Origin of the sequence: Amycolatopsis sp. NPDC050768 (assembly GCF_040654155.1) — a bacterium.
GTDB lineage: Bacteria > Actinomycetota > Actinomycetes > Mycobacteriales > Pseudonocardiaceae > Amycolatopsis.
The window spans coordinates 150,938-163,485 of record NZ_JBFAHL010000014.1 but is presented as its reverse complement, the minus strand read 5'-3'; the positions used below and the strand labels follow the sequence as shown (position 1 = coordinate 163,485).

General features: G+C 65.5%; 13 protein-coding genes and 1 pseudogene. 4 read left to right on the top strand and 10 right to left on the bottom strand.

Annotated elements, in window-relative coordinates; all coding sequences use genetic code 11:
- Window positions 1–6 precede the first annotated feature (6 nt).
- From AB0H62_RS34700 to AB0H62_RS34670, 7 genes and pseudogenes are all read right to left on the bottom strand, one after another.
- A pseudogene (locus AB0H62_RS34700) lies at window positions 7–1,601 on the bottom strand (replication initiator).
- Window positions 1,601–1,987 carry a hypothetical protein gene (locus tag AB0H62_RS34695; protein ID WP_360590784.1) on the bottom strand — a complete coding sequence of 129 codons (387 nt, stop codon included), beginning with the start codon at window positions 1,985–1,987 and terminating at the stop codon, window positions 1,601–1,603. The pseudogene AB0H62_RS34700 and the gene AB0H62_RS34695 overlap by 1 nt, the downstream one beginning before the upstream one ends.
- Window positions 1,984–3,537, bottom strand: coding sequence for an FtsK/SpoIIIE domain-containing protein (locus AB0H62_RS34690; protein ID WP_360590782.1), 1,554 nt, complete (start codon window positions 3,535–3,537; stop codon window positions 1,984–1,986). Before AB0H62_RS34690 ends, AB0H62_RS34695 begins: the two co-directional genes overlap by 4 nt.
- Window positions 3,538–3,871: 334 nt before the next feature.
- Window positions 3,872–4,123 (bottom strand): AMED_5909 family protein, encoded by a 252-nt coding sequence (locus tag AB0H62_RS34685; protein ID WP_360590780.1) that lies wholly within the window; start codon window positions 4,121–4,123, stop codon window positions 3,872–3,874.
- Window positions 4,104–4,370, bottom strand: a complete 267-nt coding sequence (locus AB0H62_RS34680) for a hypothetical protein (RefSeq protein WP_360590778.1) — start codon at window positions 4,368–4,370, stop codon at window positions 4,104–4,106. Before AB0H62_RS34680 ends, AB0H62_RS34685 begins: the two co-directional genes overlap by 20 nt.
- Window positions 4,371–4,616: 246 nt before the next feature.
- Complete coding sequence (locus AB0H62_RS34675; protein WP_360590776.1) at window positions 4,617–5,069, bottom strand: hypothetical protein; 453 nt, start codon at window positions 5,067–5,069, stop codon at window positions 4,617–4,619.
- A 22-nt stretch (window positions 5,070–5,091) separates the two neighbouring features.
- Window positions 5,092–5,316 (bottom strand): hypothetical protein, encoded by a 225-nt coding sequence (locus tag AB0H62_RS34670; RefSeq protein ID WP_360590774.1) that lies wholly within the window; start codon window positions 5,314–5,316, stop codon window positions 5,092–5,094.
- A 236-nt stretch (window positions 5,317–5,552) separates the two neighbouring features.
- On the opposite strand from AB0H62_RS34670, the gene AB0H62_RS34665 reads away from it, so the two are divergent.
- Both AB0H62_RS34665 and AB0H62_RS34660 read left to right on the top strand, forming a co-directional pair.
- Window positions 5,553–6,296 carry a DUF5919 domain-containing protein gene (locus AB0H62_RS34665; RefSeq protein WP_360590772.1) on the top strand — a complete coding sequence of 248 codons (744 nt, stop codon included), beginning with the start codon at window positions 5,553–5,555 and terminating at the stop codon, window positions 6,294–6,296.
- An 8-nt stretch (window positions 6,297–6,304) separates the two neighbouring features.
- Complete coding sequence (locus AB0H62_RS34660; RefSeq protein ID WP_360590770.1) at window positions 6,305–6,772, top strand: NUDIX domain-containing protein; 468 nt, start codon at window positions 6,305–6,307, stop codon at window positions 6,770–6,772.
- 103 nt (window positions 6,773–6,875) lie between these two features.
- Here AB0H62_RS34660 and AB0H62_RS34655 read toward each other — a convergent pair whose 3' ends face one another.
- Complete coding sequence (locus tag AB0H62_RS34655; RefSeq protein WP_360590927.1) at window positions 6,876–8,354, bottom strand: IS1634 family transposase; 1,479 nt, start codon at window positions 8,352–8,354, stop codon at window positions 6,876–6,878.
- A gap of 173 nt (window positions 8,355–8,527) precedes the next feature.
- Between AB0H62_RS34655 and AB0H62_RS34650 the strand changes: the two genes are divergently transcribed.
- Window positions 8,528–8,884: a VOC family protein gene (locus tag AB0H62_RS34650; protein WP_284742606.1), complete on the top strand. Its 357-nt coding sequence runs from the start codon at window positions 8,528–8,530 to the stop codon at window positions 8,882–8,884.
- Between the two features lie 3 nt (window positions 8,885–8,887).
- On the opposite strand, the gene AB0H62_RS34645 is transcribed toward AB0H62_RS34650, so the two are convergent.
- Window positions 8,888–9,691 carry an alpha/beta hydrolase gene (locus AB0H62_RS34645; RefSeq protein ID WP_284742605.1) on the bottom strand — a complete coding sequence of 268 codons (804 nt, stop codon included), beginning with the start codon at window positions 9,689–9,691 and terminating at the stop codon, window positions 8,888–8,890.
- 140 nt (window positions 9,692–9,831) lie between these two features.
- The gene (locus AB0H62_RS34640; RefSeq protein WP_360590768.1) at window positions 9,832–10,587 is read right to left on the bottom strand and encodes a hypothetical protein; all 756 of its coding nucleotides are present in this window, start codon (window positions 10,585–10,587) and stop codon (window positions 9,832–9,834) included.
- Window positions 10,588–11,702: 1,115 nt separating this feature from the next.
- Here AB0H62_RS34640 and AB0H62_RS34635 point away from each other — a divergent pair.
- Complete coding sequence (locus AB0H62_RS34635) at window positions 11,703–12,533, top strand: ABC transporter substrate-binding protein (protein WP_360590766.1); 831 nt, start codon at window positions 11,703–11,705, stop codon at window positions 12,531–12,533.
- The last annotated feature ends 15 nt before the right edge of the window (window positions 12,534–12,548 follow it).

Below are 12,548 nucleotides of genomic sequence, written 5' to 3'. Positions count from 1 at the left end.
CTTAGATCAGGCCGCGAGTCCAGTTGCCGAAGTTTCTGGAGGTCTCTCCGCAGCCAGTAGCGCCCGGTCGTACTCGGCCTTCCACGTGATCCGCTCCGCGATTGCACGCATCACCAGGTGCGGCCGGGGCGGGACCTGCGGGTCTCCGGGCTCGACCTTCCGCCAGACCTGCTGCGACCGATCGGCGTCTGGCTTCTCGATCCCCACTGCTGCGAGCGCCTGGAGCACAAAGGTCCGCCGGTCGGCCTTGTGGTCCACGAGCGTCTTACCCGACCACTTCCGCGACACCAGGACCCGGCGGCCCGGCAGCCCGAGCGTCGTCCGGCGGTGAGCCCTGCCCTTGCAGTGCCCCGGGGTGGTCTTGCCCGTGACGCCCTTGGGCTGGACGCCGTAGATCAGCCAGACCGCGCAGCGCGGCGAACACGGCGTGACCGACAACTCGGCATGCAACCGGTCGTGGTGATCAGCCTGGGCCGCACTGTCGGCCTCGACCACTTCGCCGGTGGACTTCGTGAGGTACTTGGTCAGGTAGCCGATATGGCGGCCGGCCTCTTCGGTGCCGCCGAGGATGCCCTTCGAGTGCACCTGGCGCCCGAAGCGGACGACGTGCGCCGGGTGCTCGATGGCCTCCACCGCGTCGTCCCACCTGGTCAGCGGCTGACGGGTCTCCGGGTCGACGAAGCCAGCGTCCGGACCGTCCCAAACCGGGAGGCGATCGATGTAGACGACCTCGTCGTGAGCCGGCCACCAGACCTGGTGGTAGGTGGCTTCGGTGACTTGGCGAATCACGTCGTGCGGCACCGAGCCCCGGATAGCCGCGTGTAAGTGCGGAGTGGCCCGACGTTGCGGCTCGACGGTGGCGAAGTACTGCGCGTCCCAGCCGACGACCCGGCGCAGGTTCTGCCACCACCGGTCCACCAGCGCCGAGAAGTGCACCGCATCCCGGGCCGCCCGCCGGTAGTCATATCGGCTCGGGTTGACCGGGGAGCCGTCGCCACGGACCGGGCCGTAAGTGTCGCAGGTCAGGGTCACGAACATCGACGGCCTGAACTTCCCCGCGTACTCCCGCCCGACCGTGGTCTTGGCGACCTTCCGCCGGGGCAGGTTCGGCGCATCCTGCCGCCGCTTGGTCGACCGCTTCACCGCCCGCTTGGTCGGGACGTCGAGGGCGGGCAGCCGGCCCCGCATCCCGAGTTGCCGAAGTTCGGCGTCAACCCCGGTGACCTCCTCGCGCAGCTCCTCCGCCTCCGCCTGGTCGTGCTCGACCACCTCCCGATAGGCCGCGACCAGGTCGGCCCGGTAGGTCAGCAACTCCTTGTGATCCTCCGAAGGCGGCTCGGCGGCGAGGACGGGCTCTTCGGTCATATGCCAGCCCTCGCGGCACTGCGCCTGCCGAAGCGCCTTCGCCTTCCGAGCACACGGCAAGCACACCGACTCCACTGTGGAGCCACAGGGAACCGGGACGTAGCGAAGTTCGCCCGTCTCCGTGTCGCCCACCCCATCGTGAACGGCCGCACGCAGACACCGTGCTTCTCCGCCGTCGCCCGGATCACGTCAGCCGCGAGCGGGGTTCGCATTCGTTCGGCGCGTGTCTCGCTCATCAGGCCGCCACCTCCCCCGGCGAGGACCAGCCACGCAGCAGGAACACCGGCATGTCCTGCTTTGCCCCTACCGGGAGGTCGGAGAACGTGCTCGGCTCGAACCGGACCACCCCGAACACCACGACGGGGATGCCGCACGGCGTCCGGCCACTGATCGACAGATGCACCCACCTCCCGTCGACCAGCCGCCACAGCCGAGCCGAGACGTCCTCGAGCGTCTGTGCCCACACCAACAACGCCCGCGACACCTCCGGCAGGCCGTCCACGTCGAGCTGAACCGTGATCGGGCTCGACCAAGCGTTGACGTCGACCGACGCGGCCGGCGGCAGCTGGTGCGAGTCCAGGTGATCGCGGATCGCGTCGAGGAAGATCATCAGCCGGTTCACGCGGCCACCCCCTCACCGCCGTGCCGCAGATCCGCGACACCCCCATTGGTCACGTACTCCTCCAGCGCCTTCACGGTGCCGTCGGAGACCCACCCGGCCCGGATGCGCAGTGGCTCGCGGATGCCTTCGCCCCACACGTAGCCGACGCCGGCTTCCGAGTCGCCGATGCGGTTGGCCCAGGCCCCGCGTTCGTACGCGCCGTCGCCGAGGACCATGCCGACGTGCGTCTTGGAGGTGACCCGCAGGCACACGCGCCGGGTGAACAACTCGCGGACCGGGACGGTGTCCTTGGTGGGCTCCTGAACGTAGCCACGGACCGAGATCCCCAGCGCCCGACCCTGGGTGGTCAGTAGCGCGACGCGTTCCACAATGGCCTCACGGGTCTTGCGGTCGGTGTACTTCGTCAACGCGCCGATCTCGTCGAACTCCAACAGCTCCAACGGATACTCCGTCGACACCGGGATTGTCCGCAGCCGCCCGGCGAAGGCCCGCTTGCGCGATTCCATCTCCTCCACCAGGCCGTCGAGCAGCTCGACCGCGTCCTTCCCACCGACCGCGTAGCGAGAGAAGATCCCCCGCCCGTAGGCCAGTTCCATGCCCTTCGGGTCGATGCCGGACATGCGCACCGCCCCGGCCCGAATTGCCGGGGCAGCCGCTACGAGCGGGCACCACATCACCGAGTTCTTGCCCGCCCCGGAGGCACCGGCAGTCAGGCAGTGGGCACCCGAGCCGAGCAGTGGAACGCGCCAGTCACGCCCGTACTCGGTCCGGCCCGCCCAGACGTTCCGCAAGTCCACACCGGTCGAGTCGACGCCGTCGGGGACCTGAGGGCCGGCTACGCCGCCGCTGAGCAGGTCACGACGCTGGAAGTCGATCGACACCACATTGGGGTCCAGCTCACGGACCTGGCAGCGAGCGACCTTCCGCGCGACTGCCAGGGCACGGGCGGCGTCGTCGAAGTCCTCCGGCTTCTGCCCGGCCACCAGCTCCACCCGCACCTCATCCCACGAGGCACCGGAGCGGACGCCGAGCACCTTGGGGATCCGCGCGTTCGGCCGGTTCGAGGTCGAGCGGGAGAGCGCGCGTCGACGGCCGACGAGGTTCACGTTCACCACCACCGGCAGCGCCTCGTCCCGCACCGACAGGCCGCAGGCGTGCAGCCACTCCGGCAACTTCCGCCCATAGAGCGCCCACCGTGCCCACCACGAGCGCAGGAACCGCCAGCACCACTGATCGAACGAGACAGCGTCGATCAGCCACCACGCCAGCAGGACCGCCGCGACGCTGCCAGTGATGATCACCAGCGAGAGCCAGCCCAGCAGTTCGCACCAGGCGTACACCGCGACCACGGCGAGGCTGGTCCGCCACCGCGTCACGACCTGCGCGAGCATCCAGACCACGGCCTTGCACAGCCACCACAGCGCCACGAACACCACGGCCGCCGCAGCCAAGGCTTCCACCACCGAAGCCAAGGCACGACCCAACTTGTGCAATACCCACACGCAGAGCCCCAGCCCAGCCAGGGCGACCACCGCGAAGCCTGGAGACATCACCGACCACCCCGCATCGGCTGGAGATCCAGCGGCAGCATTCCCGAGCAGGGAGCGCACTTGGTCTCGCCGGGCAGCAGTTTGGCGAATCGTTTGCAGGAGACGCAGCGCGTTCGGGTGACCCCCGTTGACGCTCGTCCGTTGTCATCGTTTAGCGTTGTCATTGTTCACTTCCGCTGGTTGTGGACAGCGCAGGAGCGGCAAGGTTGGTAGCCAGGTTCCGCTTCTGCGCCTTACGGATCAGACGCCCCAACATCAGGACGCGCTTCATCGCCGCACGTCATAGCGTGCGTTTTTCGCTTCTACTGTTGACTTTCCGATCGTCTACATGCGACTAATCGGTAGGCGTGCCCCTCGCCTGGAGTTCCGCCGAGATATCACCCGCCTGCCGTTCCTCGTATCCGGCCCAGTACAGCGCCTCGTGGTGATGCCCCCGGTCGATGTCCGCGACGGCCTTGTAGAGCCGCGCATTGCCGAGCCGGAACGCCAGCCACGCCGACGGGTTCGCGTCGTTCGGCGGGCGGCGATCCATCACGACCTCGTGGGCTTCCCGCAGCGTCTTCGGCTCAGCCTTCCGCACGATCACGCCTCCCCGCGCGGGCTTCCAGCAGCGCCGCCAGTTCGTCCGCGTGGTCGCGGAGCCGGCGCAGGAACACCGCGCATCCCGTCCAGGCGGTCTGGTCCTCCGGCGGCACCAGCGTCACCACGCACAGCCCACCGGCCAGCACCAGGACCGGCGGATGTGATGCGCCCGTCCCGGTCTCCTCCACCGTCACCTCGGTCCCCGGGCCTACCGTCCACCGCAGCCCCAGGCCGTCCCACGTTGCCATCATGCTGTTCCCAATCCCGGGCCAGGTCGGCGAACCCCTCGGCCGCCGACTCCAACGCCGCCACACACCACCACGGCAACCCACGCGCCTGCGCCAGCTCGTGCCACGCCCGCGACACCCGCCTCGCAGCATTGGCCGTGTTCGTGGCACTCATCGGCGACAGCACCGCACGGCCGAGCTCCCACGCGGCCATGTAGTCCCGATACGCCTGCTCCCACGCCTCGACCCGCTCGCGGAAGCCCACCTCGCTCACGCGGCCTTCGGCGTCTCACCGGTGCCGCCGGACCGAGACGTCTTCGCGTTGCTGTTGGCCTGCTTGAACCCCGTCGCGCGGAACACATAGGACTGGTACTTGAACTCGCCCTGACCAGCCACACGCGGCTCCGCCGTCAGACCGTCCAGCTCGATCGGCCGCATACCCGGCAGCGCCTCCGAAGTGGTCGGCACCGGCTGAACGTCGGCGAGAAGCGTGATCTCGAACGACGCCCGCTTCGCGCGGGTTTCGGCGGGGTCGGTGACCATCACCTTCCACTGCCGCTTACCGGTCACCTCGTCGACTCGCTGCCGCACCGGACGATTGGCGGCCCGGTCCTCACGCGACTGATATTCGTTGTCGGGCGACACTTCGCCCACCATGACGAGGCCCTGCGTGAACGCGTCGTCGAAGTCGATGCCGAACCGGTGTCCCTTGTCGATAGCCATGCTGATTCCCTTATGTCGTCTGTTAGTTGGTAGCTTCTGGCGGCTCTCCGCCTCGTGCCGCTGCGGCGTCCAATGCCGCGCTCACCTTCTCCAGTTCCCTCCGCAGTACGGCGATGGCTTCCGAGTCCACGAGCAGAACCACCGGGAACGCCTTGCCGAACCGGACTTCCGCGCGGTTTGCGTACGTCAGCGCCCGGGCACGAATCGGCAGATCAGCCGTGACGTGGATCTGAACCGTGTCGCGCATGCCACGCCGCGCCTACGCCGCACGTCGGCGAGGTACCGCCCGCTTGTCCGAGCCAGTCGGCCGGCCAGTCGTTTCAGTCGTCACGCGTCCTCCTCGGTGTCCTGGCACCGGGCCTGCCCCGGCAACCTGACACCCAATCTCCGCCGAAACGCGGGACGTGATCACCACGTGGCGGGACATCTCGGGACGTCCCTGGTACCTTCGAAGACGTCCCTACACGTCCCAAGGGGGTGCCGATGCCGAACGAACGCCTGCGCGACGCGCTTCTGCGCAACGGCCTGGGACTGGACCAGGTCGCCAAGGCGGTCGGCGTCGATCAGAAGACGGTCGAGCGCTGGATCACCAAGAACCGGACGCCGTACCCCAAGCACCGGCACAAGATCGCCGCCATGGCGCGCGAGTCAGAGACCTACCTGTGGCCGGACTCGGTGGCCCCCGAGCGCAAGGCCGAGACGGCCGCCGCCGAGCTTGTGCAGGTCTTCCCGCACCGCAACGCCGTCCCCGTCGAGCTGTGGGATCGGCTGATCAAGGAAGCATCGGAGACCGTCGAGATCCTGGTCCACGCGGCGTTGTTCCTGGTGGAACGCCCGCGGTTCATCAAGGACCTGACAGCCAAGGCAGAGGCCGGCGCTCGAATCCGGCTCGTGTTCGGAGACCCCGAAGGGGAGAGCGTCGCCCTGCGCGGCGAGGAGGAGCAACTCGGCGACGGGACGCTCGCGGCACGCATCCGCAACGCCCTGGCGTCCTACCGGCCACTGATCGGCGTCGACGGCGTGGAGATGCGCTTCCACAACACGACGCTCTACAACTCGATCTTCCGGTTCGACGACGAGATGATCATCAACACGCACGTGTACGGGTTCCAGGGAGCCCACGCTCCGTCCCTCCACCTGCGGAGACTGTCCGCCGGGGACCTCTTCGAGACGTACTCGGAGAGCTTCGAGTCAGTCTGGAATCTCGCCAAGCCGGCCACCTTCTAGGAGGCAGCATGACCCGAGTCGACTACTACAACGACCCGAACGCGCCGAAGGCGAACAGCATCGCGGTAGCGGTCTCGGCGTTCATTCAGGACGACGACGGCCGAATTCTAATGATCAGGCGCACAGACAACGACCTCTATTCGATCCCAGGCGGCCAACTCGAACTCGGCGAGACGCTTGCCGAAGCAGCAGTCCGGGAAGTGCGCGAAGAAACCGGCGTTGACTGCGAGGTTACCGGAGTAATCGGCCTGTACTCAGACCCTAAGCACGTCATCGCCTACGACGACGGCGAAGTACGACAAGAGTTCTCCATTTGCTTCCGCGCGCGTCAAGTTGGCGGCAACCTCAAGACCAGCATTGAAAGTACGGAGGTATTATGGGCCACTGCAGACAAGGTCTTCAGTCTGAATATTCATGATTCCATTAAGTTCCGCATTCGGCACGCGCTCTCAGCAAGCAGCGTTTTCTTCAGCTAACCCCGGGAAATGAAGCCGTTGAGCGTTCGACGCCTCGACCCATCGCACAGATCGCCCAAACTTAAATTTGCCGACCGTTTCAACATTCCTGACTTGGCTCAAATTAGTGCGCACCGCGGTCGTGGATGCGGGTGAGGGCATCGCGGAGGTCGTCGGGTAGCGGGTCGACGGCGGTGAGGGTGTGCTCGCCGGCCTGGATGTTGATGGTGCGGTAGCGGCGGGTGGTGCGCACGAACTTCTTGATCGACCAGCCGGTGGTCTGCTCGATCCACCTGCTGACGGCCAGGGCGGCGAACACGACCGTCAGGTGCGCGTCGATCGACTCGCGCTTGTGGTGGTAGATCGGCCGCGCACGTAGGTCGTGTTTAGACATTCGGAACGACTTCTCGATGTGGAACAGTCGGTGGTAGGCGTCGATCACGAACTCGGCGGTGACGTCCGGGAGGTTGGTGACGTAGCCTTTGAGGCCGGCAAGGGCGCGTGCCTTGGCTTCCAGGGTCCGGTTGACACTCTTGGTGGCGCCGGTGAGCTGGATGAACCGGTTGCGTTTGACCGCGGTCTTGCCGGCGACGGCCTGCTCGGCCTTGGCGACCTGTTCGTCGATGCCGTGCAGGGTGCGCCGAGCCCGGTCCGCCCGGTACTGGTAGTAGATGATCTGGTCGCGGCGCTGGTCCTTGGGGCCGGCAGGCCAGGGCTGGGTGAAGATGTGCCCGTCGGGGATCTGCTCATCCGGGTGCTCGTGGCGCCACGCCTGGACCACGTACGGCACGTCGGGTATCCGCGCGCCGAGGATGAACGACAACCCCGCGGCCTCGATGGCCTGCTGGTTGGCCGCAGAGATCATGCCAGCGTCGGCCACGACCGTGACATCAGCCAGCTGGTGGGCATCCATGAACGCACGGATGGTCGGCAGCATCGTAGTGGTCTCGCCCCGGTTGCCCTCGAACGCGTTAACCATCAACGGAAACCCGCTTGCGTCGGTGAGCAGCCCGATCGTGATCTGCGGCTCCAGGCGGCGTTCTTTGGAGAACCCGGGCTCACGGAACCTGTCCCCGGCATCGGTCTCGAAGTACAAGGTGGACACATCGTAGAGAACCAGTGACGCCGGCCCCAGATCAGCGGTGCGGGCGCACGCCGCGGCCAACTTCTGCCGCCAGGACTCTTTCGCGAACGTGGGCAGACGCCGCTTGAGGGTCGCGTACGCCGGCGGGTCGAAACCTGCCTCCTCGACCACCCGCAGACTGTCCAGCTTGCTGGTCGGCTCGACGATCCGTGCCAGCACCAGTAATCGGAACACCTCGTCACCACCAGCGGCCTCCTCGAACCCCAACAGCTGGTAGGCGTGGCCGAGCGCGTCCCACAGGTACCCCATCCGCGACGACGTGATCGCAAGCGGCCCACCACCAGCACCACTGCCGGCCTGCAACGCCGCGAAGTCCGGGCCAAAGTCGAGCTCGGGCTGCCCCACAGCCAGACGCTGCCTCGCCACCGCCTTGAGCGCCTCCAACGCCGCATCGTCATGCGCCGAGCCGATGTGCTCGATGTCCCGCGACCCGCGACGCGAGGAGTGCACGATCTGCACCGCCCTGGCCCCCGACGCCGTCTTCACCGTGCGCACATACGCCACGAGAGACAGCCTAGAACCGGCCGCTTAGTGCGCAGATTTTCGCCGTTCACACGACGAAACCGCAGCTCAACAGCCAGCACCCTACCCAAGATCAGCGATCTTGAGCCAAAGTCAGGTAAGGTGACGGAATGGTCATGCGGGTGGCGGTTCCCGTGCTGCCGTGCCGAGATGTGCAGGCAGCGCGGTCGTACTTCACGGACGCCCTCGGATTCGACACCATATTCACCTGGGAGACCCCACCTAGCTACGCGGCCGTGATCCGCGACACCGCCGAGTTCCACCTGTACGCCGAAAGCAGCGTCGGCCCGGCCAGGGTGACGGTTGTCGTCGACGACGTCGATTCCTGCCACGACGAGCTGCGCGCCCGCGGCGCCGACATCGTCGAGCCACCGGCTGACCGGCCCTACGGGATGCGCGACTTCAACGTACGGACACCCGATGGGCACTTGTTGATCTTTAGCCAGCCGCTTACCGAGTACGGGTGACCATCAGCGGACCAGCCGGAAGAATGACCGGACCTCGTCGACGAACAACGCCGGCTGCTCGAACGCCGCGAAGTGGCCGCCCTTGCCGGGCTCGTTCCAGTACCGGATGTTCGGGAACCGGCGCTCCGCCCACCGCCGAGACGGGCGCTGCAGCTCCTTGGGGAAGACCGAACAGCCGGTGGGTACGGTCACCGGCGCGCCGGCCGACCCGGAGATCCATTCGTTGACCTGCCGGAGGCTTTCCCAGTACAGCCGGGCGGATGAGGCACCGGTGCCGGGCAGCCAGTAGAGCATCAGGTTGTCGAGCAGCTCATCCCGGGTAATAACCCGATGCAGGTCGCCACCGGAGTCGGTCCACGACCAGAACTTCTCGACGATCCAGGCGCAGAGGGCGGCCGGCGAGTCGACCAGCCCGTAGCCGACCGTCTGCGGCCGGGTCGACTGCTGCGCCGAGTATCCGGAGCCCCATTCGTCCGCCTCCCGCAGTGTCGCGAGCGCCGCCCGCTCGGCACCGGTGAGGTCGTCCAACGTGGCCGGATCGGGCGGTGCGAGCGGCGGCATGAGATGGATGCCGGCGACCCGATCGGGTTGCCGTTGACCGATGCTCGTGGCGATGCTAGTGCCCCAGTCGCTGCCCTGGGCGCCGAACCGCCGGTAGCCGAGCCGGGCCATCAGCTCGCACCACGCATCGGATATCCGCTCGATCCCCCACCCCGGCGCGGCCGGCTTGTCGCTGAAGCCGTAACCGGGAAGCGATGGGCAGACCCCTAGAACCGGCCGCTTAGTGCGCAGATTTTCGCCGTTCACACGACGAAACCGCAGCTCAACAGCCAGCACCCTACCCAAGATCAGCGATCTTGAGCCAAGTCAGGTTTCAACATTGGGACAAACCTCACCGCCAAGACGACCCAATACGGTTCCTAGTCGCTCGATACGAGGTTCGCTCTTTATAGAGACTCGTTAGCAACCGAGGAATTCTGTGCAGAACTTATTTTCTTGACACCGCCAGCAGAGATTTCAGCACGCCAGGAATCAGCTAACTCTGGACAATTTACCTCAAGGTATTGTTTGACTTTTTCTTGCGCCTGAGCAGGTAAGCCTTCGCGGTGCATGTCACCCAGACATGTCGACGCTTCATCAAAGAATCCGCGATTAAACAAGATGCTAACCATTGCCGCCATCCAAGTGGCTTCAGATTTAGGCTTCGGATCCAGGAGCGCGATAGACTCTTGCAGAGCTTCAACTATCGGGAAGTCGACATACTTCTGATAATAGCAGTTTGCAAGGATACCATGAGACAGTCGATACTTTTGGGCCGCTTGAATAAGTATTACGATTCCTATCATTGCTGCCAAGCTGACTATCAGCGGGCGACTACCGAAGGGGAGTACCGTAGCCAGACAGACCAACCCTGGCGCGATGGCGACCCGTAATTCTACTTCGGATCTCAGTCGATCATATTCTTGATAGAGGAGCGGAGCAGACTGAGGCAGGCGAGCTGATCCGTACTGCAGCGCCCCCAGGGCGACGTCGATCGGAAAAATCATCGCGGCACCGCCGGGCATTCCAGTCTTTGTAAGATTGGACGAGATAGCGTCCACAAGCAAGCTTCTGGAACTTATTGTTAACGGCCATACATGCAGTTCCATACTTTCAAGCGGTCTGAAAATCTTACTAAAGCGTCGAATCTTCGCCCTTTCCATGTCTACTATTTTATATTTCAATCTTATTAGCTTGAGGATCATCACCCTCATCAAGGACCCAATCCGAAATATCACTGGATTGAGGATTGTCTCCGCAAGACTTCCGAGAAGGTATGCGACACTTAGGGCCAACGCTGGCGCGAGGTATGCCAGCGAGGTTTCTGGCAATACGCCCAACGTGAAACTTTTGAGAGTGGCCGCAGCCGATTTCAGCGCATCGTGAGCGACCAAAAATATTACACTGAGCCAGATCGCGCCGGACGCGAGTGGGGCACGAAGCTCTCGAATTCCAGGTAAGAGTGACGCCAGAAAACCCATACTTCTCCGATTCGCTGCCGAACTTGGCTCTATGGAATCAAGGGCGCGCCGCCGGTGGCTGCGCGCCTGTCGCCTAAGTAGCCCCTCGCCTGGGCGGCCGCATCCGCTTCCGACACGGCGGGCTGCCGCTCCGCTTCGCCCGCCGGCCGGGCGGTGCGGCCGCCAGCGGGTCACCTGGCGCAGCGCCGCGCCGCGGCGACACACGGGTCCCCAGAGCCAACGTCGGCCTCCTCTGCGAGCGACTGTGCCATACGGGTCGTTAGTGACGCGATCTCTGTTACGCACCGTCGTGAGGGACCTCCATCCCGACGCCGGATCGTGACAACGGCCGGTAGCACCACGTCAAGACGGTGAAGCGTGTCTTGACCCGGCACCACCGGCCGCGTGCTGGCTTCGTATCGGGATGCAGGGGTAGGTGTGGCTGAGCGCCAGGCCGTCTCCAGGCCGTCAGAGGCCAGGGAGCAGCGACAGACGACGAGAACTAGCGAGACACATCAGCGCAGGTCAAAGGCCGTTTGCCGTCAAAACCGAGAGGTCGGCGAAAACCAGCTGAGAAATCCTGGACATCTTCGAGGGGACGCAGCAGATCCAGCAGCTGATCGTGGCTCGGCGAGTGTTGGGGAAGACTTCGGCGCAGCTCAAGTAGGCCCACATCCGCTCAGCCCTGCTCCGGCTTCAGCGTCACATAGTCTACCAACAAAGGGAAGCCTAAGCTAACATCCGCGGCATGACGACGATGCTCCTGGAGCGCCCGAGATCCGCCGCGACCGCGATCGAAGACGCGCCGGGTGTCCACTGTGAACGGTCCCGTGGACGTTCCCGAGCAGGCGCAGCGGGTGGTGACGCTCGACAGCTTCACGATGGGCGCCGCGTTCGATCTCGGGCGGACGCCGGTCGGGGTGTACAGCGCGGGTGAGCAGTACGTGGAGCCGCAGTTCGTGGAGAAGTGGCGGCCGATCACGAAAATCTCCAAGGGCACCGTCGGTGGTTCGATCAACCTCGAGAAGGTCGCGACGCTCAAGCCCGACCTCATCCTCGGCATCGACGGCGCCAAGCCGCCCTACGAGCAGCTCAAGCAGATCGCCCCGACGGTGATCCTGCCGTTCAACAACTCGAAGGTCCCGTGGCGCGACATGAGCGACGCGAGCGCCGAAGCGCTCGGCCTCGGCAACGCGCTGCAGGGCCTGCAGCAGCGCTACACCGACCGCACCGCCGCGATCAAGCGCGACCACGCCGACGTGCTCGCCCGCGTCCACTGGGGCATCATCCAGGGCGGCTTCGACCAGGGCCAGTTCTGGGTCTACGGCCCGAAATCCCCCATCGGCGGCATCCTCGCCGACGCCGGCGTGCAGTTCGCCACGGCGTCGACCAAGGCGGTGCAGCAGCAGACCGTTTCCTACGAGCTCATCGAAGACCTGCGCGACGCCGACGCGATCTTCTACTACTCCACCACCGCCGACAAGCCCGCCAACCTCGGCCCGGAACTGTTCGACCAGACGGCTTTCACCACGCTGCCCGCCACGAAGGCCAACCACCTCTACGGCTCGGTCTACTTCCTGCCCAACTGCTACAGCGACGCACTCGGCGCCCTCGACGCATTCGAAAAGGCACTCACCGCGCTTATGTGAGTTTTTCCCCAACCC

Bases quoted from the DNA above. Each gene is read 5' to 3' on its own strand.
- AB0H62_RS34640 (WP_360590768.1), bottom strand. From the start codon at position 10,587: ATGGAAAGGGCGAAGATTCGACGCTTTAGTAAGATTTTCAGACCGCTT.
- AB0H62_RS34650 (WP_284742606.1), top strand. From the start codon at position 8,528: ATGGTCATGCGGGTGGCGGTTCCCGTGCTGCCGTGCCGAGATGTGCAG.
- AB0H62_RS34690 (WP_360590782.1), bottom strand. From the start codon at position 3,537: ATGTCTCCAGGCTTCGCGGTGGTCGCCCTGGCTGGGCTGGGGCTCTGC.
- AB0H62_RS34675 (WP_360590776.1), bottom strand. From the start codon at position 5,069: ATGGCTATCGACAAGGGACACCGGTTCGGCATCGACTTCGACGACGCG.
- AB0H62_RS34680 (WP_360590778.1), bottom strand. From the start codon at position 4,370: ATGATGGCAACGTGGGACGGCCTGGGGCTGCGGTGGACGGTAGGCCCG.
- AB0H62_RS34660 (WP_360590770.1), top strand. From the start codon at position 6,305: ATGACCCGAGTCGACTACTACAACGACCCGAACGCGCCGAAGGCGAAC.
- AB0H62_RS34670 (WP_360590774.1), bottom strand. From the start codon at position 5,316: ATGCGCGACACGGTTCAGATCCACGTCACGGCTGATCTGCCGATTCGT.
- AB0H62_RS34665 (WP_360590772.1), top strand. From the start codon at position 5,553: ATGCCGAACGAACGCCTGCGCGACGCGCTTCTGCGCAACGGCCTGGGA.